Annotated in this window: 20 protein-coding genes; 7 read left to right on the top strand and 13 right to left on the bottom strand. The window is 66.5% G+C overall.

The features are described from left to right. The first annotated feature begins 17 nt into the window (after nt 1-17). The gene (locus ACWFRF_RS02620; protein ID WP_452448628.1) at nt 18-1,070 is read left to right on the top strand and encodes an enoyl-CoA hydratase/isomerase family protein; all 1,053 of its coding nucleotides are present in this window, start codon (nt 18-20) and stop codon (nt 1,068-1,070) included. Nucleotides 1,071-1,181: 111 nt separating this feature from the next. After that, entirely contained in the window at nt 1,182-1,979 is a 798-nt protein-coding gene (locus ACWFRF_RS02615) for an SDR family NAD(P)-dependent oxidoreductase (RefSeq protein WP_452448627.1), read from the top strand. Here the strand turns inward: ACWFRF_RS02615 and ACWFRF_RS02610 are convergent. The 7 genes from ACWFRF_RS02610 to ACWFRF_RS02580 form a co-directional block, all read right to left on the bottom strand. After that, entirely contained in the window at nt 1,972-2,460 is a 489-nt protein-coding gene (locus ACWFRF_RS02610) for a hypothetical protein (RefSeq protein ID WP_452448626.1), read from the bottom strand. The two genes, ACWFRF_RS02615 and ACWFRF_RS02610, sit on opposite strands and share 8 nt — an antisense overlap. A gap of 156 nt (nt 2,461-2,616) precedes the next feature. Continuing rightward, nucleotides 2,617-3,807, bottom strand: coding sequence for an acyl-CoA dehydrogenase family protein (locus ACWFRF_RS02605; protein WP_452448625.1), 1,191 nt, complete (start codon nt 3,805-3,807; stop codon nt 2,617-2,619). A gap of 64 nt (nt 3,808-3,871) precedes the next feature. Next, nucleotides 3,872-4,330: a MaoC family dehydratase gene (locus tag ACWFRF_RS02600; protein WP_452448624.1), complete on the bottom strand. Its 459-nt coding sequence runs from the start codon at nt 4,328-4,330 to the stop codon at nt 3,872-3,874. A gap of 2 nt (nt 4,331-4,332) precedes the next feature. Beyond that, nucleotides 4,333-5,544: an acetyl-CoA C-acetyltransferase gene (locus ACWFRF_RS02595; protein WP_452448623.1), complete on the bottom strand. Its 1,212-nt coding sequence runs from the start codon at nt 5,542-5,544 to the stop codon at nt 4,333-4,335. Next, nucleotides 5,537-6,433: an FAS1-like dehydratase domain-containing protein gene (locus tag ACWFRF_RS02590; RefSeq protein WP_452448622.1), complete on the bottom strand. Its 897-nt coding sequence runs from the start codon at nt 6,431-6,433 to the stop codon at nt 5,537-5,539. Before ACWFRF_RS02590 ends, ACWFRF_RS02595 begins: the two co-directional genes overlap by 8 nt. After that, nucleotides 6,430-7,158 (bottom strand): 3-oxoacyl-ACP reductase FabG, encoded by a 729-nt coding sequence (fabG, locus tag ACWFRF_RS02585; RefSeq protein ID WP_452448621.1) that lies wholly within the window; start codon nt 7,156-7,158, stop codon nt 6,430-6,432. Before fabG ends, ACWFRF_RS02590 begins: the two co-directional genes overlap by 4 nt. A 29-nt stretch (nt 7,159-7,187) precedes the next feature. After that, nucleotides 7,188-8,009, bottom strand: coding sequence for a mycofactocin-coupled SDR family oxidoreductase (locus ACWFRF_RS02580; protein ID WP_452448620.1), 822 nt, complete (start codon nt 8,007-8,009; stop codon nt 7,188-7,190). A gap of 247 nt (nt 8,010-8,256) precedes the next feature. On the opposite strand from ACWFRF_RS02580, the gene ACWFRF_RS02575 reads away from it, so the two are divergent. After that, nucleotides 8,257-9,066, top strand: coding sequence for an NAD(P)-dependent oxidoreductase (locus tag ACWFRF_RS02575; protein WP_452448619.1), 810 nt, complete (start codon nt 8,257-8,259; stop codon nt 9,064-9,066). 101 nt (nt 9,067-9,167) lie between these two features. Here the strand turns inward: ACWFRF_RS02575 and ACWFRF_RS02570 are convergent, their stop codons facing one another. Next, on the bottom strand, nt 9,168-10,355 hold the full coding sequence (locus tag ACWFRF_RS02570) for an acyl-CoA dehydrogenase family protein (protein WP_452448618.1): 1,188 nt from the start codon (nt 10,353-10,355) through the stop codon (nt 9,168-9,170). A gap of 198 nt (nt 10,356-10,553) precedes the next feature. Between ACWFRF_RS02570 and ACWFRF_RS02565 the strand changes: the two genes are divergently transcribed. After that, nucleotides 10,554-11,063 carry a DoxX family protein gene (locus tag ACWFRF_RS02565; RefSeq protein WP_452448617.1) on the top strand — a complete coding sequence of 170 codons (510 nt, stop codon included), beginning with the start codon at nt 10,554-10,556 and terminating at the stop codon, nt 11,061-11,063. Next, the gene (locus tag ACWFRF_RS02560) at nt 11,060-12,553 is read left to right on the top strand and encodes a class I adenylate-forming enzyme family protein (protein WP_452448616.1); all 1,494 of its coding nucleotides are present in this window, start codon (nt 11,060-11,062) and stop codon (nt 12,551-12,553) included. The genes ACWFRF_RS02565 and ACWFRF_RS02560 overlap by 4 nt, the downstream gene beginning before the upstream one ends. 50 nt (nt 12,554-12,603) lie before the next feature. Here the strand turns inward: ACWFRF_RS02560 and ACWFRF_RS02555 are convergent, their stop codons facing one another. The 4 genes from ACWFRF_RS02555 to ACWFRF_RS02540 are packed head-to-tail and all read right to left on the bottom strand — an operon-like array spanning nt 12,604 to nt 16,117. Then, the gene (locus tag ACWFRF_RS02555; RefSeq protein WP_452448615.1) at nt 12,604-13,026 is read right to left on the bottom strand and encodes a PaaI family thioesterase; all 423 of its coding nucleotides are present in this window, start codon (nt 13,024-13,026) and stop codon (nt 12,604-12,606) included. 6 nt (nt 13,027-13,032) lie between these two features. Further along, complete coding sequence (locus ACWFRF_RS02550; protein ID WP_452448614.1) at nt 13,033-14,511, bottom strand: class I adenylate-forming enzyme family protein; 1,479 nt, start codon at nt 14,509-14,511, stop codon at nt 13,033-13,035. Further along, nucleotides 14,511-15,317: an enoyl-CoA hydratase/isomerase family protein gene (locus ACWFRF_RS02545; RefSeq protein WP_452448613.1), complete on the bottom strand. Its 807-nt coding sequence runs from the start codon at nt 15,315-15,317 to the stop codon at nt 14,511-14,513. Before ACWFRF_RS02545 ends, ACWFRF_RS02550 begins: the two co-directional genes overlap by 1 nt. Then, nucleotides 15,314-16,117 carry an enoyl-CoA hydratase/isomerase family protein gene (locus tag ACWFRF_RS02540; RefSeq protein WP_452448612.1) on the bottom strand — a complete coding sequence of 268 codons (804 nt, stop codon included), beginning with the start codon at nt 16,115-16,117 and terminating at the stop codon, nt 15,314-15,316. The genes ACWFRF_RS02545 and ACWFRF_RS02540 overlap by 4 nt, the downstream gene beginning before the upstream one ends. Before the next feature lie 111 nt (nt 16,118-16,228). Here ACWFRF_RS02540 and ACWFRF_RS02535 point away from each other — a divergent pair, with 111 nt between their 5' ends. Then, the gene (locus ACWFRF_RS02535) at nt 16,229-16,906 is read left to right on the top strand and encodes a hypothetical protein (RefSeq protein WP_452448611.1); all 678 of its coding nucleotides are present in this window, start codon (nt 16,229-16,231) and stop codon (nt 16,904-16,906) included. Between the two features lie 6 nt (nt 16,907-16,912). Continuing rightward, nucleotides 16,913-17,812 (top strand): enoyl-CoA hydratase/isomerase family protein, encoded by a 900-nt coding sequence (locus ACWFRF_RS02530; RefSeq protein ID WP_452448610.1) that lies wholly within the window; start codon nt 16,913-16,915, stop codon nt 17,810-17,812. Nucleotides 17,813-17,815: 3 nt separating this feature from the next. Here ACWFRF_RS02530 and ACWFRF_RS02525 read toward each other — a convergent pair whose 3' ends face one another. Continuing rightward, nucleotides 17,816-18,640, bottom strand: coding sequence for a TetR/AcrR family transcriptional regulator (locus tag ACWFRF_RS02525; RefSeq protein ID WP_452448609.1), 825 nt, complete (start codon nt 18,638-18,640; stop codon nt 17,816-17,818). Between the last annotated feature and the right edge of the window lie 207 nt (nt 18,641-18,847).

The raw sequence follows: 18,847 nt of genomic DNA, 5'->3' as shown, positions 1-18,847 counted from the left end.
CGTGTCACTATTGCGCGGTGAGCCGCGATGCGACCGATCTCGCCCCGGCGGATCTGGAACTCGAGATCAGCCCGGATGGCACGCCCGAGAATCCGCTGCTGGTCATCCCGCTCGACGCCTGGACGAGGGAGACCCCGGAGCGGATCGACAGTGCTGCCGCTCTGCTGGCCGGATCTCTTCGACTGACGATCGGGACCCTGCGTGGCCCGGCGACACCGAAGCTGACCCCGTTGTTGCGCGCGGCGACGCTGACCCTCGCCGAGCGCGCTGACCAGGCGATGATCGTCGAGCATCCTGATCCGGCCGCGGGCGTGGACCACCTGGCCGACGCGGTCCGGCGCAACCCACGAGCCAGTGTGGCGCTGGGGCGGCTGCTGCGTCAGACAGCAGTGCCCGACACCACCGCGGGACTCGGGGCCGAGGCCGCTGTGTACTCGATGCTGTTGGCGGGCAGCGAGTTCCGGCGATGGCTCACCGCGCGGGGTGGGCCGAAGGCTGTGGCTTTCCCCGACCGCCCGCTGGTTCGGATCGAGCGCGACGACGACCAGTTGTCGGTGGTGCTCGACCACCCGGAGCGACGCAACGCACTCAGCGCCCGTCTGCGCGAGGAACTCCTCGACGCCGTCCGGTTCGCCGAGCTCGATCCCGGCATCGAGCGGGTGCTGCTGCGTGGCTCCGGGCCGGTCTTTTGTAGCGGTGGCGATCTCGACGAATTCGGTCGGGCGGCAGACGTGGTCGCCGCATACCAGGTACGGCTCGAACGGGCGCCGTGGCGTGTCATCGACCGGCTGCGCGATCGGGTCACAGCCCATGTCCATGGTGCGGCCATCGGCGCGGGGATCGAGATGACGGCCTTCGCCGGTCGGCTGGTCGCCGCGCCGGACACGTACTTCCGGCTGCCCGAGATCGAGATGGGGCTGGTTCCCGGGGCGGGCGGCACGGTGAGTATCCCTCGGCGCATCGGCCGGTGGCGTGCGGCGTGGATGATGCTGACCGGTGACCGCGTCGATACCGCAACGGCGTTGCGGTGGAGCCTGATCGACGAGGTGGCCGACATCACCACCACCTAGCGGCCGATGCCGCGGCCACTCCGTTGACTTTACTGAATGAATTACAGTAAACAATATTGGACAGCCGGTGCCGAGTTTCGCTGTCGACGACTCGACGTGAGGTGGATGCGGATGGACCTGGGATTGCGTGACGCGGCGACGGTGGTCGTCGGGGGAAGCCGTGGAATGGGCTTGGCCACGGCACAGTGCCTGGCGGAGGACGGGGCCAGGGTCGCCGTGGTCGGTCGCTCCGCCGAGGATGTCGAGCAGGCGGCGAAGGATCTCGCCGGGCGTGGCAGCCCGGATGCGGTCGGCCTCGTCGCTGACGTCCGCGATACCGCGCAGGTCGAGAGGGTGTTCTCGGTGCTGGGCGATCGGTGGGGTGGAGAACTGAACTCGCTGATCAACACCGTCGGGCCGAATGTGCAAGGCACCGTGGAGGACTTGTCCGACGACCAGTGGCGCGAGGCGGTCGATCACGGCGTGCTCTCGATCGTGCACTGCGTCAACGCCGCGCTGCCTCTGCTGCGCAACGCCGCGTGGGCTCGAATCGTGAACTTCTCCGCGCATTCGACGCAGCGCCAGACCGCCTCCCTCGTCGCGTACACCGCCGCCAAGGCGATGGTCACGAGTGTGTCGAAGAATCTGTCGTTGCTGCTCGCCAAAGACGAGATCATGGTCAATGTGGTCTCTCCCGGGACTTTCGTGACTCCGGCGCTGCTCGATTGGGCACGCTCGGTCGGTGTCGACGACGACGATCCCTACCGGCTGATGCAGGCGATCGAGACCCACTACGGCCACCCGGCGCAGATGCCGCGGGCGGGTCTGCCCGAGGAAGTGGGCCCGGTGGCCGCCTTCCTCGCTTCGCGCCGCAATTCCTATATGACCGGGGCCAACGTGAACGTCGACGGCGGGTCCGACTTCATCTGAGGGAGTCGGCGCGCTCGAGCGGTGCGAAGAAGGCATCCATGCCGCGGGCACTCAACGCGTGGCCGAGCGCGATGAAATCGAACCAGGATCCCGGCTTCGCCGAATTCCGGCCGATCGCGGCGAGGCGGGCGTGGGAGTCGTCCGCGATCCCTACCGCGCGCAGGCGGGTGAAGTCGATCGGTGGGGTGAAGTCGGCGGTGCCACGTCGAGCTTGTACTGCCTCGGCGTAGTCGATCATCAACGCCAGGCACAGCTGCTGCGCCGGCGTCTGCGGCCGGGGCATGATTCCCGTCGACACCGTTGCCGACAGGGCGGTGAAGGCCAGCTCGGTGTAGTAGAGGAAGACCGGTCGTGGGCCGCGCAGGGTCGTACTGCGCACCTGGGCGGCCAAGACATTGCCTGCCGCGAGCAACGTCGAGGCTGCCTGCGGGGACAGTGCGTGGTAGCGCGCGGGCATTACATGGGTCGTCGGTGCACTCACTGGTTCTCCTGGATGTCGGCCGTCGCATCATCGCGGGGCGCGGAGTCAATACTGTATTGGCCAACTGTAAGGCTTACAGTACGAGTCATCAAGGGTTTGTGATCACAATCGAGACAACTGTGCCCCTGACGCAAGGTCGTCAGGGGCACAGTTGTCTCAAATGCGGTAGTCGCGCAGCACGCCCTTCTCGATGATCCGCTTCTGGATCTCGCTGGTGCCCTCTCCGATCAGCATGAACGGTGCCTCACGCATGAGGCGCTCGATTTCGTACTCGGTGGAGTATCCGTATCCGCCGTGGATGCGGAAGCTCGCCTGGGTGACCTCGTTGCAGAACTCGCTGGCCAGGTACTTGGCCATGCCCGCGGCGACATCGTTGCGCTGGCCGGAGTCCTTGAGCCGGGCCGCGTTGACCATCATGAGGTGGGCTGCCTCGACTTTGGTGGCCATCTCGGCGAGCGAGAAGCCGATGGCCTGATGTTCGACGATGGGCTTGCCGAAGGTGGAGCGTTGCTGGGCGTAGCGAGCACCGAGTTCGAAAGCACGCAGGGCGATTCCGCACGCGCGGGCGGCCACATTGACGCGGCCCACTTCGATCCCGTCCATCATCTGCCTGAATCCGCGGCCGGGATCGCCACCGAGCACCGTGTCCGCGGCGACGACGTGGCCGTCGAGCAACATCTCGGTGGTGTCGATGCCCTTGTAGCCCATCTTGCTGATCTTGCCGGGGATCGTCAGTCCCGGAGCGACCTCACCGAATCCCGCCGGCTTCTCGAGCAGGAAGGTTGTCAGGTTGTCGTGCGGACGCTCGTGGCCTTCGTCGGTGCGTACCAGCGTGGCGACCAGGGTGGCCGTCGATCCGTTGGTCAGCCACATCTTCCGGCCGTCGAGGGTGTACGAACCGGAGTCGTCGCGGACAGCCTTGGTGCGGATGGCAGCCACGTCCGAGCCGAGTTCGGGCTCCGACATCGAGAACGCTCCGCGGACTTCGCCGGTGGCCATACGTGGCAGGAAACGCTGCTGCTGCTCCGGGGTGCCGTGGTGGGCAAGCAGGTAGGCGACGATGAAATGGGTGTTGATGACCCCGGACACACTCATCCAGCCGCGCGCCAGCTCCTCGACGCACAGGGCATAGGTCAGCAGTGACTCGCCGAGGCCGCCGTACTCCTCGGGGATCATCAGCCCGAACAGGCCCATCTCGGCCATCCGATCGACGATGGCCTGCGGGTAGGTATCGGCGTGTTCGAGTTCCTGCGCGACCGGGATGATCTCCTTGTCCACGAAGGTGCGTACGGTGCTGAGGATTTCGGCCTGCACCTCGGTGAGGCCGTGTGTTTGTCCGAGTTTCATCGGGAGATCCGTTCGGGGGAGTCGGAGCCCGCGAGCAGGGTGCTCGCGGCGGATACGGCCTGGCTCACAGCATCACCACCGTGAGAGTTTCGGCGACCAGCACCGGCTTGTCCTGACCCTCGTTCTCGACCGCCCAGCGCACCGTGATCAGGGCGCGGGAGTTCTCGATCGACACCGCTGCCGGCGTCGCTGTGGCTCGAACCCGGGAACCGACGCGGACGGGTGCAGGGAAGCGAACCTTGTTGCTGCCGTAGTTGACTCGTGCGGTGCCGAAATCAAGGGTGAACAGATCGCGGCCGAGGAACGGAATCATCGACAGCGTCAGATAGCCGTGGGCGATGGTCGTGCCGTAGGGGCCCTCGGCGGCGCGAGCCGGGTCCACATGGATCCATTGCTCGTCGCCGGTGCACTGGGCGAAGGTGTCGACGCGGTCCTGGTCGATCGTGAACCATGCTCCGGGACCGACTGTTTCGCCGATCGCCGTCGACAGATCCTCGACAGAGGTGAAGGTACGGACGGGCACGCTCACACCACCCGCTCGAAGACCGCGGCCAAGCCCTGGCCGCCGCCGATACACATCGTCTCCAGGCCGTAGCGCAGCTCACGGCGGTGCAGTTCCCTGGCGAGGGTGGCGAGCATCCGGCCGCCGGTGGCGCCCACCGGGTGCCCGAGCGAGATGCCCGAGCCGTGCACGTTCGTGCGGTCCAGATCGTGCTCGCCGAACTTCCATTCCCGCATGACGGCGAGAGCCTGGGCCGCGAACGCTTCGTTGAGCTCGATCAGATCGATATCGGCGAGCGAGAGTCCGGCCTGACCCAGAGCGGCCTCGGTAGCGGGCACCGGCCCGATGCCCATCACATCGGGCCGGACACCGGCTACGGCCCACGATTTGAGAGAGACCAGGGGAGTAAGGCCGAGCTGGTCGGCCTTCTCGCGGGTGGTGACCAGACACATCGATGCCGCGTCGTTCTGTCCGCTGGAGTTGCCCGCGGTGACCGTCGAATCCGGATCCAGCTTCGCCCGAACGGCTTTCAGTGCCGCCAGCGACTCGAGGGTGGTTTCGGCGCGCGGATGCTCATCGGCGTCGACGACCGCCTCGCCCTTCCTCGACGTCACAGTGACCGGAATGATCTGCTCGGCGCTCGCACCACCGCGGTGTGCCTGGACTGCCCGCTGATGGGAAGCGAGCGCGAGCCGATCCTGTTCCTCGCGAGCGATCGAATAGGTTCGGCGCAGGTTCTCCGCGGTCTCGAGCATGCCACCGGCGACCGGATGGTGCTTGCCGCCGGCGGTTTCGCGTCCACGGGCCAAGGCGTCGTGCATCCTGACACCGCTGCGGGCACCGCCCCATCGCATGTCGAGCGAGTAGAACGGAGCATTGGTCATGCTCTCGACGCCACCGGCGACCACCATCGAGCTCGCGCCACTGGCGACCTGCATGACCGCTTGGATGACGGCCTGCAGGCCCGACCCACAGCGCCGGTCGATCTGCATGCCACCGACAGTCACCGGCAGCCCCGCGTCGAGCGCGACGACCCGGCCTATCGCGGGAGCCTCGCTGTTCGGATAGCAATGGCCGAGGATGACGTCCTCGATCGTGTCGGGGTTGATGCCGGTGCGCGTCAGCAAGCCCTGCAAGGCGGTGACGCCGAGGTCGACCGCGGTGAGCGAGGCGAACACCCCGCCATAACGTCCGATGGGGGTGCGGACTGGTTCGCAGATCACTGCTTCACGCATGGGCTCGGTCTCCGTCTAGGTCGAAATCGGCGGTCAGAACGGTGTGTTCGACGGGTCGGTCGGTGCCGTGGCCGGTGCGGACGGCCAGGGCGAGATCGGCGTCGGTGAGGTTGCGACGCTCGATGCGGGCGGGTTGGGCACAGAAGAGCGGTGCGTGATTGCGGTGCCGCAGGCGCACCGGGGGCGTACCGGGCTGTTCCCGCCGGAGAGCTTCGGCCAGCGCCAATGTCATCAGCGGCCCGTGCACCACCAGGCCGGGATATCCCTCCACCCCGGTCGCGTATGGCCAGTCGTAATGGATGCGATGGGGATTGGCGGTGGCGGCGCTGAACCGCATCAGCACGGTGGGGTCGGTGTGTAGTTCCCAATCCCAGTCGCCCATTCGGCGTAGCGGCGGGCCGACGGGCGCCATCTCGAACAGTGCCGCGGGGCGGGAAGTTCCGGCCGCCGTCGGCGCCTCTCGGTAGATGAGGTGCTGGCGTTCGGTCACGGCGAGAGTGTCGCTGTCGGTGTAGAGGCGGATCTCGACATCGACGACTACGAGCGGACCGGTGCGTCCGGTCTTCCGCGTCACCGCGACGACAGCTGCCTCACGCCGCACTGTCGACCCGACGATCACGGTGTCGTAGAAGGACACCTCGCCGCCGGCGAACATTCGCCGCGGCAGTTCCACCGGGGGAAGAAACGAACCGCGCGCCGGATGTCCGTCCGGGCCGATCGCCGATGACGCGGGCCAGCGGGCCAGCGCGGCCCAATGCCACAGTGGCGGAAGGGGATGGCCGGGGCCGACCGGTGGCGCGCCGGAATCGAGTACCGCGCGCAACGCCGCCACCGGTGCGGGATCTACGTACTCCTCGGTGACGACGGTGTGTGCCTGCCACTCGGTCACATGAATCGCCCGCCCGTCACTTCCAGGGTGGTGCCGGTCATGTACGAGGAAAGGTCCGAGGCGAGGAACAACGCGACGTTGGCGACTTCTTCGGGCTCACCCGCCCGCGACATCGGGATCTCCGACATCTTCTGCTCCCAGATCCGTTCGGGCATCGCGGTGGTCATGGGAGAGCGGATCAGGCCGGGCGCGATCGCATTGACCCGCACCCCGAAACGCGCCGTTTCCTTGGCCGCTGCCTTGGTCAAGCCGATGATTCCCGCTTTGGCGGCCGAGTAGTTGGTCTGTCCGGCCATGCCGACCTTGCCCGACAGAGACGAGATGTTGACGATGCTGCCCCTGCCCTGCTCACGCATGATCGAGGCCGCGAGCCGGGTGCCGTGCCAGCTGCCTTTCAGATGCACCGACACCACCTGGTCGAAATCCTGCTCGCTCATCGTGCGCATGGACGCGTCGCGGGTGATGCCCGCGTTGTTGACCATCACGTCGACCGCGCCGAACTCGGTTACCGCGGTATCGAGCAACGCTGAGACGTCCTCGGCGCGGGTGACATCGCAGCGGACCGCGCGCACGCCGTCCGTGCCGAGTGCTTGCTGTGCGGCTTCGGGATCGAGGTCGCCGACGACCACTCGTGCGCCCGCGCGCAAGAAGCTCGACGCGATGGCGAGGCCGATGCCCTGCGCCCCGCCGGTGACGACCGCGACGCGGCCCTCGAGAAGTGACATTGCGTAGATCCTTTCCGCGTGCGGGGCATTCAGTACTGGGTGGAGCCGAGGTCGACCGCGATCTGAGTGGCGGTGATGTACCGGGACTCGTCACCGGCGAGCCAGCTCACCGTGGCGGCGATATCGTCGGCCTCGGCGATCCATGCGGGCAGGAACGGTGTGGTCATCTGTGCCAGTTGAGGATTGGACTCGAGAGCATGGGTGAGTGCGGCCACCATGTCGCCGCTGCCCATCGGTGTGTTCACCGCACCCGGGTGGACGCTGTTGACGCGGATCCGGTGCTTGCCGAGTTCGGCGGCCAGCGCCCTGGCCATGCCTGTCACCGCGTGCTTACTGGCGGTGTAGTGCACCATGAACGGCTGCATCTTCATTCCGGCGGCGGAGCTGATCAAGATGATCGAGCCGCCGCGGCCGCCGTCGATGATGTGTTGTGCGCCGGACAAGACGGTGTTCCAGGTGCCGGTGACGTTGATGTCCATCACGTCGCGAAACGACTCGGGCGTGATCTCGTTCCAGATCTGGGGGATGCAGATGCCGGCGTTGGCGACGATGATATCGAGCCGGCCGAGCACGGCGACCCCTTCGTCCACCGCCTTGCGCAGACCGTCGAGATCGCGGGTGTCCACGGTGGCGGCGACGATACGGCGCCCGGTCGCTTCGACCAGCCGCACTGTCTCGTCGAGATCCTGGGCGGTCGCCGAATCGTAAGGAACTGCGGCGGGCAGCGGAGCCGCGATGTCGACAGCGATGATGTCTGCGCCTTCCTCGGCCAGACGCACCGCGTGGGCGCGTCCTTGGCCACGTGCTGCCCCGGTGATGAAGGCGACTTTGTCTGTGTGTCGGCCGGTCACGTGCTCTCCTCGTGCTCTGGGGGTGGTCGGCAGTCGCGCCGGAAATATTTATCGTATGGCATATCGTAAAGGCAACGGTAATGCCTGTGTCCGGTCAGCCTATGGTCGCGGTGATCGAGGCGCAAGAAGGCCGTGAACGGCGGCCGCGGTCCGCGCCCACTGTTACAGTTGTTATTACTGTAATCACGATTGTCCGTGGCCTCATGCGGTATCCCTCATGTGACTCACGGCGAAGGAGGAGGCGCGGATGTCGCACGTAGTCGGGTTTATCGGGGCTGGTCAGATGGGTGAGCCGATGGTGGCTCGTCTGGTGGCCGCGGGTCATCGGACCATCGTGTACGCGCGCCGCGACGACGTCCGGGGGCGACTGCGGGCCGTGGGCGCGGAGATCGTCGATTCAGTGGCGGCTGCGTCGGTCACGGCCGATGTCGTCATCGCCTGCCTCTTCTCGGACAAGCAGTTGGTCGAGGTGCTCGGAGGGCCGGAGGGGGTGCTGGCCATGACTCGCCCCGATGCGGTGGTGGTGTCACACACGACCGGGGCGGTGTCCACGATCACCGAGCTGGCTGCCCTGCGCCCGGACGGGCCTGTCCTGCTCGACGGGCCGGTCAGCGGATCGGCTGAGGACATCGCGGCGGGTCGTCTGACGGTTCTGCTCGGTGGTCCGTCCGATGCTGTCGAGGTGGTCCGGCCCGTGCTGGCCGCCTACGCGAATGCGGTGCTGGCGACCGGTGCGCTGGGCAGTGCGCTCGGCGTGAAGCTGGTCAACAACGCGCTGTTCGCCGCGAACGCGCAACTGGTCGCCGTAGCCGCCGAGGTCGGCAAGAAGCTGGGCATCGGGGAAGGCCAGCTGCTCGAGGCGCTGGCCGTCGCGAGTGGCAACAGCTACGCCGCTGATTCCATCCGGCGTACAGGCGGTTTCGCCGAATTCGAGAAGCGGGCCGCACCATTCCTGCGCAAGGACGTCGCTGCCTGCCTGGCCGCCACCGCCGAGCTCGGTATCGATCTCGGCGGCCTCGGTGCCGCCATCTCCGACGGCCCGTTCGATCTGACCTGACGCAGACCGGGCGGGATGAGTGTCGTCGGTCTCCTTCGTGGCGATGGCACTGACCGATGAGGTCGACCGCGCCAGTGGTGGTGCGGTCGACCTGCCGGTCGCTACTGCGCGTCCCGCTCCGCTTTCCTGACAAGTCCGCCGCCGATGATGAGGCGCTGGATCTCGCTGGTGCCCTCGTACAGGCGCAACAGCCGCACGTCGCGGTAGATCCGCTCCACCGCCACGTCGCGCATGTAGCCCGTTCCGCCGTGCACCTGGACCGCCGAATCGGCCACGCGCCCCGCCATTTCCGTGCAGAACAGCTTGGCCACCGACGGTGCGAGGCGACGGTCTTCCTCGGTCACCCACGCGCGCGCGGCCTCACGTACCAGCGCACGGCCTGCCATCACCCCGGTCTGCATATCGGCCAGGTGTGCCTGCACGAGCTGGAATCGTCCGATGGGGGTGCCGCCTTGGGTGGCCGTCGCGGCGTAGGCGACGGATTCGTCGAGTGCCCGTTGCGCGGTGCCGACGGCGAGTGCGGCGATGTGCACGCGGCCGCGCGCCAACGAGGTCATCGCGGCGCGGTAGCCGATGTCCTCGTTGCCGCCGACGAGTGCGTCGGCGCCGACCCGGACGTTGCGGAAATAGACTTCCGCGGTCCACGCTCCCTCCTGACCCATCTTGCGGTCCTTCGGGCCGATCTCGACGCCGGGGGTGCCGGCCGGGACGAGAAAGACCGAGATGCCCGCGCCGTTCTCGTCGGCGGGACGGGTGCGAGCGAAGACGACGAACAGGTCGGCAACCGGAGCATTCGTGATGAATCGCTTCTCGCCGTTGATGACCCACTCGTCGCCTGATCTGGTCGCGGTCGTCCGCAGTGCGGCCGGATCCGAGCCGGCACCGGACTCGGTGAGCGCGAAAGATGCCACGACACCGCCGGACGCGATGCCCTCGAGCCACCGCGACTTCTGTTCCTCGGTGCCGAACCCGACCAGGACCTGGCCGGCGATGCCGTTGTTGGTGCCGAACAGTGAACGCAGCGCGAGGGTGGTGTACCCGAGTTCCATCGCCAGTTCGACATCGTGGGCGAGGTCGAGCCCCAGCCCGCCCCATTCCTGGGGAATCGCGTAGCCGAACAGCCCCATCGCCTTGGCCTGTTCGACGATCTCCTCGGGCATCCGGTTCTGCTCGGCGATCTCCCGCTCTCGCTTCATCACCACATTGCGGACGAAATCCCTGGTCTGGGAAAGTATTTCGCGGAAGTCCTCCGCGGTCACCGCGCCGGGTGCGGTGGATGCGCTCGTCATTGGCAGGGCCTCCTCGTTTACGGCGATCTGTCGCCGAAGTACTGGTCGGAGCGTGTGGGCGGATGCGTCGACTAGGGGGTCGCTTGACCACACGCTTCTTATGTCTAACATTACTGTAATGACAGCAGTATGTATGACGGTAAGCATTCCTGTAGTAGCGAATGCTGTGCGGATCGCCACGGAACGGGCAGTGCGCTGATGACTGCTTACGATGCGGGTGCCCTGATCTTGCGAGCGTGCCTCGGCCTCACGATGGCCGCGCACGGCTACCAGAAGTTCTTCTCCGGTGGACGGATAGCCGGTACCGCGCGGTGGTTCGACGGCATGGGAATGAAGCCAGGTATCGCGCACGCGCGACTCGCGGCGAGTAGCGAGGTCGGTGTCGGTATCGCTCTCGCGCTCGGGTTGTGCACACCGGTCGCCGCCGCGGGCTTCGTTGCGCTCATGCTGGTCGCCGGGTGGACCGTGCATCGTTCCAACGGCTTCTTCATCGTCCGTGAAGGTTGGGAGTACAACCTCGTTCTCGCGGTCGCCGCCGTGAGCGTGGCGGTCTCCGGCCCGGGGCGGGCCAGCATCGACGAACTGATCGTCGGCTCGGACGTGGTGGACGGCTGGTGGGGCTTCGGCATCGCCGCCGGGCTCGGCCTCGCGGCTGGGGTAGGTCAGCTGGCAGTGTTCTATCGGCCACCGACCCCCGCTGCGTCGTGACCGAGCACGACGCGGGCCTTGACGCCGCTACCGAACTCGTGACGAGGTTGGCCGACGGCATCGCCTCGTTCGGCGATGAGCCGTGTATCGAGTTCGAAAGGCGTTGGTATTCCGGCACCGAGGTAACCGCCTATCGCCGCCGGATAGCGACGGAGTTGGACCGGGCGGGAGTCGGCAGTCAGGAGCGGATCGGAATCGTCGTTCGCAACCGGGTGCCGCACGCGGCGGCGATCCTCGGTTTTCTTACCGAGCGGCGCCCGGTTGCCATGATCAACTCGTATCAGTCCCCAGCCGCGATCGCTCGCGACATCGAACAGTTGCGGTTGGGTGCGGTTGTCGCCGACCGGCAGGACTGGACGGTTCCGGTGGTGTCCGCGTGCGAAAAGGCGGGCAGCGCGGGTATCGCGGTGGCGCTGGAGGATCCGCGGGTCGAGGCGATCGTGAAGCCCGCGCACGATCGAGAAGCGGCACCGGCTGAGCCCGGAATTCATATCTTGACCAGCGGGACGACCGGTCCGCCCAAGCGTGTGCCGATTCCGTTGTCCGCCTTGGGCCATACCGTCCGCACGATGACCGGCGGCGCCACCGAATTCGAGCCGGCCGGCCCCCCGGACATGGTGTACTGGCCGTTCGGCAGCATCGGCATCTGCCAGCTGCTCGCGGCGCCGTTCCTCGGCAAGCGAATGGTCCTGCTCGAGAAATTCACTGTCGAAGACTGGGTTCGGGCGGTCAAGACCTATCGGATCACCCGGACCGGAGTGCAGCCCACGATCCTTCGGATGCTCCTGGAAGCCGATGTGCCTCGAGCGGATCTGGCCTCGCTGGCATACCTGCCTGGTGGTTCCGGTCCCCTCGATCCGGAATTGCGCGAAGAGTTCGAGCACCGCTATGGCATCCCGCTGCTGTGGGCTTACGGCGCGACCGAGTTCGCAGGCTCGGTCAGCGCGTGGACCCCGGAGCTGCACCGGCGATACGGCGCCGCGAAACCGGGCAGTGTCGGCAAGCCACTTCCGGGCGTCGACGTCCGCATCGTCGATGCGGAGACCGGGAACGAGGTAGCTGCCGGGGAATCGGGACTGCTGGAGGCACGAGTGTCTGCTCTCGGTCCCACGTGGGTGCGGACCACCGATATCGCCTCCCTCGATGACGACGGCTTTCTGACGGTGCACGGACGGGCCGACGGCGCGATCATTCGCGGCGGCTTCAAGATCCTCCCGGAGACCGTCCGCGCCGCGCTGCTCGCTCATCCCGCGGTCCGCGACGCCTGTGTGGTCGGTGTCCCCGATCTTCGCCTCGGCCAGGTCCCCTTCGCTGCGGTTCAACCCCGACACGGCACAGCGCCTTCGGAGTCCGAGCTCCTCGCCCATGTGCGGGACCGCCTGCCGAGCCACCATGTGCCGATAGCGGTAGTCATCACCGATGACCTGCCCCGTAATGCCGCGATGAAGGCGAGAACGGACGCGGTAGCGGCCTTGCGCACCGAGAAATGACTTCGGGCCCGATCCGCCAGGATCGGGCCCGAAGTCGCGGTGGGATCGGCCTATTCGGGTGCCGAGGCCGAACCGTCGGTAGCGAATTCGACGGTCGCGAAATTGACCGTGGCGAGGGCGGCCACAGAGTCATCGTCTCGGTCGAAGATCTCGACCTGGACGACGATGGACCGCTTGCCTGCGTGCACGATCTTGCTGACCGCTCTGGCCGCGCCGGTGGTGATCGCGCGGAAATAGCGGACGCTGAGGTCTGAGGTGACCACACCGGTGTGCGGTGGGCGCTGTGCCATGGCCAGCGTGCCCGCGGAGATGTCGGCGAGGGTGGCGATCAGCCCGCCCTGAAGGCCGCCGGAGGTGTTGATCACGTGCTGTGCGACGGGCAGTTCCCAGACTTGTTCGCCCTCGGGGCCGGTTTCCTTGTGGAAGCCGATGTGGTCGAAGAGTCCGCCGATCCCGTGAATCGTTGTTGTCATGTCAGCTCAATTCTTTCGGATCAGGGTGCTGTCGAAATGGTGCCGGACCGCGGACAGGTCCGCCTTGCCCGACGGAGTGCGGGGGATGGCCTCGACGATGGCGATGTCGGTGGGGATTTCGTAGCGCGCCAGCCGGGCGCTCAGATACGCCACGAGTTCGTCGACGTCGGTGCTGCGCTCGGCCCGCAGTTCGACCATCGCGACCGGCGTCTCGCCGAGGCGCTCGTCGGGCCGGGAGACGACGGCGGCGCCGCGGACCGCGGGATGTCCTTCGATGGCGGTGCGAACATCATCGGGCATGATCTTGAATCCACCGCGGATGATGGCCTGGTCGGCGCGACCGAGGATCCACAGGAATCCGTCGGTGTCGATCCGGGCCATATCGGTGGTGCGAACCCAGTCCGCGCCGGGACCGAGCTGTCCGGGCACGACCTCGAGCAGACCGGGCTCGTCCGGGCCGAGTACTGTGCCGTCGTCGCCGACGACGCGCAGGCGCGCACCGCCGCTCGCTCGACCGACACTGCCGCGCTTGGTATTCCAGAATTGTTGATGGTCGGGCAGCGTCCAGCCGGCCACGCCGCCGCCGAACTCGGTGGCAGCGTAGGACGTCAGGACCGGGATCCCGAACTTGTCCTGGAAGGCGTCGGTGTCAGCCGCCGAGAGTGGGGCCGTTCCGGAGGTGACCACCCGGATGCTGTCGAGGTCCTGCTTCGCCAGATCCGAGTGCAGCACCATGCGCAACGCGGCGGGTACCAGCGACACCGCTCCCGGTCGATGCTCTCGCACCGCTGCCGCCCAGCGTTCGAGGTCGAAGCGTGGCAGGAAGACGAACGGCCGCGCGTCGGCGATGCACTGCAGAATGCGGAAGATCCCGCCGATGTGGACCAGGGGAGCGTTGACGATCGCGACGCCGCGGCGCGGGCTCGCGGGCGCGGGTGCCTGCTCGGGATCGGCACCCATCACACTGCGGGCCAGCATGTCGTAGGTGATGTCGACGCGTTTGGGCGGGCCGGTCGTGCCACTGGTCAGCATGCGGACCGCGACCCCCGGCATCGGCATCCACGCATCGCCGACCCGTGCCGACGCATTGAGCACCGGTGCTGTGTCGAGGTCGGTCACGGTCATGGTGGCGGCGCCGGGTGTCACGAGCGCCGTGAGGTCCTCGGCCCCGCCTATGACCAACGGAAGATCCAGCACGGCGATATCGGATCGGGTCCGCTCATCGCCGCGCGAAGGATTGATCACCACCACGGTGCCACCGGCGAGCAGGACGCCGAGGAAAGCCGCGACATGTTCGGGACGGTTGCGCAGCAGGATGCCCACGCGGCGCGGAGTCGGGATCAGCGCTTGGACGCGGCGTGCCGCGGTGCCGAATTCGCCCCAGGCATGCCAGTTCCCGTCGAATTCGACGGCTCGTGCGCTCGGGGCGAGATCGAGGACATGGGCGATGCGCCCGCTCAGTGGATGGTCGTGGGTGTAGGTCATCAGCGGATCCTCGGTTCGGTCGTAACAGCTCGGCGCCCTGGATCTTTCGTGGCGGCGGCCAGCTCCGCCTTGGCTATCGGGTTGCCCAAGCGGGTGTAGATCAGGCCCTGGTCGAGCGCGGCGCGGTAGGGCTTGTCCAGCGATTCCCAGATCGCCTTCACCGTGCCTTGCGTAGCCGTCGGCGGCTTCGCCGCGATGGCAGCTGCGATGGCGTGCGCGCGTGCCCAGAGCTGGTCGCCGGCAACCACCTCTGTCACCAGGCCGATGCGCAGCGCCGTGTCGGCGCAGACCCGTTCGTCGTTGCCCATCAACGCGATCCGCAACGTCTCACCGAGCCCGACCCGGCGCATGAGACCGATCGGTTCGAGAGCGCAGACGAGTCCGGCCGAGACATGGGAGTCGAAGAAGGTCGCTTCCTCCGAGCAGATCACCACATCGGACTCGTTGACGAAGTAGAACGCTCCCGCCGTGCACATGCCGTTGACAGCGCACACCACCGGCTTCCACATCTTCTGCCACTTCGGGCTCAGGGCTTCGCCGGGATCTTCGTGGTGCCAGATCCCCTCCGGCTGACCGTAGGGGACCTTGATGTCGAGTCCGGCGCTGAAGGCGCGCGAACCCGCCGCCCGCAGGACGACCGCGTTGACGGAGTCGTCGAGCCGGATCCGGTGCCAGGCGTCGCGCACCTCCTCACACATGGTGCGATCGAAGGCGTTCAGTCGGTCCGGTCGGTTCAACGTGAGCGTCGCGACGTGGTCGTGCGGGTCCACCTCGAGCAGGATGGTGCGGTAGGTAGTTGAGGTCATCGGCACTGCCAATCCGGGGTGCGCTTGTCGACGAAGGCGCGGGGGCCCTCGAGGGCGTCCTCGGTACGGGTGACTCGTTCACGGAACGACTCGGCCAGCATCTCGGCCTCGTGTAGCGGCACATCCAACCCTTTGACGATGGCCAGCCGGGTTCCGCGAACCGCCAGTGGCGCATTGGAATTGAGAATCTCGCCGATTTCCTTCGCCCGCTCGAGCAGACGGTCGTGCTCGACGACCTCGGTGACCATGCCGAGCTCGTAGGCGCGCTGGGCGCTCATGCGCTCGTGCTTGCCCATCATGGCCATGCGCAGCGCCACCGATCGGGGCAGCACCCTGGCCAGCCGGACCACTTCCCGGCCCGCTACCAGCCCGATGCTGACATGCGGATCGAAGAAGGTCGCACGGTCCGAAGCGATGACGATATCGCCCGTGGTGACCCAGTCGAGCCCAGCGCCGCAACATATTCCGTTGATCGCGACCAGAATCGGCTTGGTCATCGTCCGGAACGGCGGCGTGCCCTCCTGCGGGGCTTCCCACTGCTCGTAGGTCGACAGGTACGGGCGTTCGTTGAGTACCTTGCCGTCGCCTGGGATCGCCTTGACATCGGCACCGGTGCAGAAGGCGCGACCGTTGCCGGTGACGATCAGCAACCAGATCTTGTCGTCGTTCTCGGCCTCCTCATACGCCGCGCGGAGCTCGGTGATCATGTGCGGGCTCAGCGCGTTGAGGGCATCGGGGCGGTTCAGCGTGATGGTGGCCGTATGCCCGTCGACCTCGTAGCCGATGGTGTCGAACGGCATGTATTCCTCCTGGGTGCGCGGGTTTGAAGACCATACTGTTATAGATACAGTAGACAATACCGGTAACCTTCTGCCAAGGTGGCGTGAAGTGCCGGCGAGGAAAGGGTGTCGATGTCCGAGAGCGCAAGCACATCTTTCGGCGAGAGGCCGTTGCCGCAGACAGTGGCCGCGGCCGCGGCGATCCGGCGGCTCAGTGGGTTACTGCTGTCGCTGGAGCACGCACACCCGGCGGTGGACGGCATACTCGGCGATCTGGCCTACTGGGAACGCGTGCTCGCCGCCATAGCGCCACCGGATTCGGCACCGCGAATCGGCGATGCCGCCGACCTTCTATCCCACCGGGTCTACCTCGATCACGCCGTCGACATCGGCGCGTACAACCCGTGCTTTCCCCAGTACACGTTCGACCACATCGACGCCGAATCCGCTCGGGGTCGCATCGCCTTCCCGCTGGTGTACGAGGGCCCTCCCGGCCTGGTGCACGGGGGATTCCTGGGTGTCTTCTTCGATTCGGTCGTCCAGCATCAGAGTTGCACGACCGGGCTGGCCGGCAAGACGCGATCGATGGAGATCACCTACCGCCGCCCCACCCCGATTCTCGCCGAACTCGACTTCGACATCGTTCGGGCGGTAGGGGACCGGGACATCGAATCGACCGCCCGGCTCTTGCGCGACGGGGAGGTGCTGTGTTCGGCGCTCGTCCGGACCGTCGCCGTGCCACTGGACCGTCTGACCACCACGCGCTATGGAAAGCGCGCGACCCATTCGCAACGAACGACAGGAAAGTGACATCAGATGACCAGCTCCAGCGCCGCCGACGGCCGTGTGCTCTACGAGGTCGATCCGGACCGCAGGATCGCCACCATCACGCTGAACAATCCCAAGCAGCACAATTCCTACGACGCGATTATGCGTGACGGGGTCGAGCGCTATCTCGACGAGGTCGCCGAGGATGACGACATCACCGTCGTGCTACTGCGTGGTGCGGAGCGGGTGTTCAGCACCGGTGCCGACATGAACAACGCTTACGGTTGGTACGGCGAGCGCGCGAAGGTCGACGGCGACCGCCCGGCCAAGAGCAGGCCGAGTCAGCGCAGGCGGCTCACCGTGGATCGCAAGTCGTTCGGCTTCTATCACAATTTCATGGGCTTCCCGAAGGTCACCGTCGGCGAGATCAGCGGCTATGCGCTCGGTGGTGGGTTCGAGATGGCCTTGATGACCGATATCTCGGTCATCGCCAGGGATACCAAGATCGGTATGCCTGCGGCCCGTTTCCTCGGGCCCGCACTGGGCAGCTTGCACATGTTCTTCCATCGCCTCGGCCCTGTCCTCGCGCGCCGAATGCTGTTGACCGGCGACATCATCGGCGCCGATTCGGTCGAGCACCTCGGCGTCTTCACCGAGACGTGTGAACCGGACGCGGTCACCGCGCGCGCTCGATACTGGGCGGAGAAGGCCGCGAAGATGCCGGCCGACGGTGTCGTCATCGCCAAGGAGGCGTTCCGGATGGTCGAGCAGAGCCAGGCCTATCAGGGCGAGGAAGTGGCGAGCTATCTGTTCCACGCATACGGCACCAACCTGCAGTTCGCGCCGGGGGAGTTCAACTTCGTCAAGACCAGGGCCGAGCACGGGACCAAGGAAGCGTTCCGTCTGCGCGACGCCCACTTCCACGTGCCCGAACCCGACCTGGGCTAGCGGCTAGCCCGCCACCCGTTCGATGGCTCGATGCGATCGTGTCGACCCATCGAGCGCGTGGCGCAGGCGCGGTTCCGGCCGGTTGGCACGCTCGTCTCGGCGCCAGGGGCCTGCCCGGCGCATGTCGCCGCCGCTGATCTCGATCAGCTCGCTCGCGCGGTCGAGGATGCAGTCGAGGCCGATATCGAAATTGTGGTCGTCGGGTGCTCCGGTCTTGCGGCCCTTGGCCATCGCCTCGGCGAGCAGGGGAGTGGTCGCGGGTTCGATGCGGATCTCGTCGTAGTACGCCCCGGCCTCGGCATCCTGATTCTTGTTCTTGTCGTAGAGCCGTTGCAGCACAACCGATCCGCGAACATGCAGATTCAGTGCGGAGTAGGTGTCGAAGGCGTCCTCGACCGACAGCCCCGCCTCCACCAGGCTCGCGATCGCGTGTTCCATCTGCCGTGCGCCGAACTGTGCGGCGAGTGGGCTCAGGGCCGAGCGGATCAGGATCAGGTCGCACAGAATCGGATTGCCCAGGAACACGCTGCGCATGCTGTGAGCGTGTTCGGTCAGCGATTGGCGCCAGTCACTCGACTCGACGAACGGGGTGGCGAAGGCGTATTTGCTCAATGCCCAATCGGTCATCGCGTTGAGCAGGTCGTCCTTCTTGCGGAAGTACCAGTAGATGCTCGTGACGCCGACATCGAGGTGCCTGCCGAGCATCGGCATGCTCAACCCGTCGATCGATACCTGCTCGGCGAGTTCGAAGGCGCCCTCGATGATGTCTTGCGGGTTGAGTGACCCACGCTCGCGCCTCGGTCGCTTCGCGACGTTTCGTTTCGTCATAGCCGATCCCACTTCCGTGATAGGTCCTCGTGCCTGACTGCTCGCTCAACAGATCAGGCCCAGGCCGGGGGCCTGGGCCTGAAATCCGGTCCGTAAGCAGTCTTTCCGGGCAACCATCGTCCTAACTGGAAGCCGCACAGTAAAACATACCATGATGACTACTGTCTTGGATTCAAGGAAACCTGTCTCACATTTTCGGCGCGAGGT

Source organism: Nocardia sp. NPDC055165 (assembly GCF_053606985.1).
Note: the sequence above shows the minus strand (reverse complement) of the source record. Positions and strands in the feature narration are given on the sequence as shown.

Excerpts from the sequence above, each read along its gene's own strand:
- ACWFRF_RS02615 (WP_452448627.1), top strand. The coding sequence starts at position 1,182 with ATGGACCTGGGATTGCGTGACGCGGCGACGGTGGTCGTCGGGGGAAGC.
- ACWFRF_RS02605 (WP_452448625.1), bottom strand. The coding sequence starts at position 3,807 with ATGAAACTCGGACAAACACACGGCCTCACCGAGGTGCAGGCCGAAATC.
- ACWFRF_RS02595 (WP_452448623.1), bottom strand. The coding sequence starts at position 5,544 with ATGCGTGAAGCAGTGATCTGCGAACCAGTCCGCACCCCCATCGGACGT.
- fabG (WP_452448621.1), bottom strand. The coding sequence starts at position 7,158 with ATGTCACTTCTCGAGGGCCGCGTCGCGGTCGTCACCGGCGGGGCGCAG.
- ACWFRF_RS02575 (WP_452448619.1), top strand. The coding sequence starts at position 8,257 with ATGTCGCACGTAGTCGGGTTTATCGGGGCTGGTCAGATGGGTGAGCCG.
- ACWFRF_RS02570 (WP_452448618.1), bottom strand. The coding sequence starts at position 10,355 with ATGACGAGCGCATCCACCGCACCCGGCGCGGTGACCGCGGAGGACTTC.
- ACWFRF_RS02565 (WP_452448617.1), top strand. The coding sequence starts at position 10,554 with ATGACTGCTTACGATGCGGGTGCCCTGATCTTGCGAGCGTGCCTCGGC.
- ACWFRF_RS02555 (WP_452448615.1), bottom strand. The coding sequence starts at position 13,026 with ATGACAACAACGATTCACGGGATCGGCGGACTCTTCGACCACATCGGC.
- ACWFRF_RS02550 (WP_452448614.1), bottom strand. The coding sequence starts at position 14,511 with ATGACCTACACCCACGACCATCCACTGAGCGGGCGCATCGCCCATGTC.
- ACWFRF_RS02545 (WP_452448613.1), bottom strand. The coding sequence starts at position 15,317 with ATGACCTCAACTACCTACCGCACCATCCTGCTCGAGGTGGACCCGCAC.
- ACWFRF_RS02540 (WP_452448612.1), bottom strand. The coding sequence starts at position 16,117 with ATGCCGTTCGACACCATCGGCTACGAGGTCGACGGGCATACGGCCACC.
- ACWFRF_RS02535 (WP_452448611.1), top strand. The coding sequence starts at position 16,229 with ATGTCCGAGAGCGCAAGCACATCTTTCGGCGAGAGGCCGTTGCCGCAG.
- ACWFRF_RS02530 (WP_452448610.1), top strand. The coding sequence starts at position 16,913 with ATGACCAGCTCCAGCGCCGCCGACGGCCGTGTGCTCTACGAGGTCGAT.
- ACWFRF_RS02525 (WP_452448609.1), bottom strand. The coding sequence starts at position 18,640 with ATGACGAAACGAAACGTCGCGAAGCGACCGAGGCGCGAGCGTGGGTCA.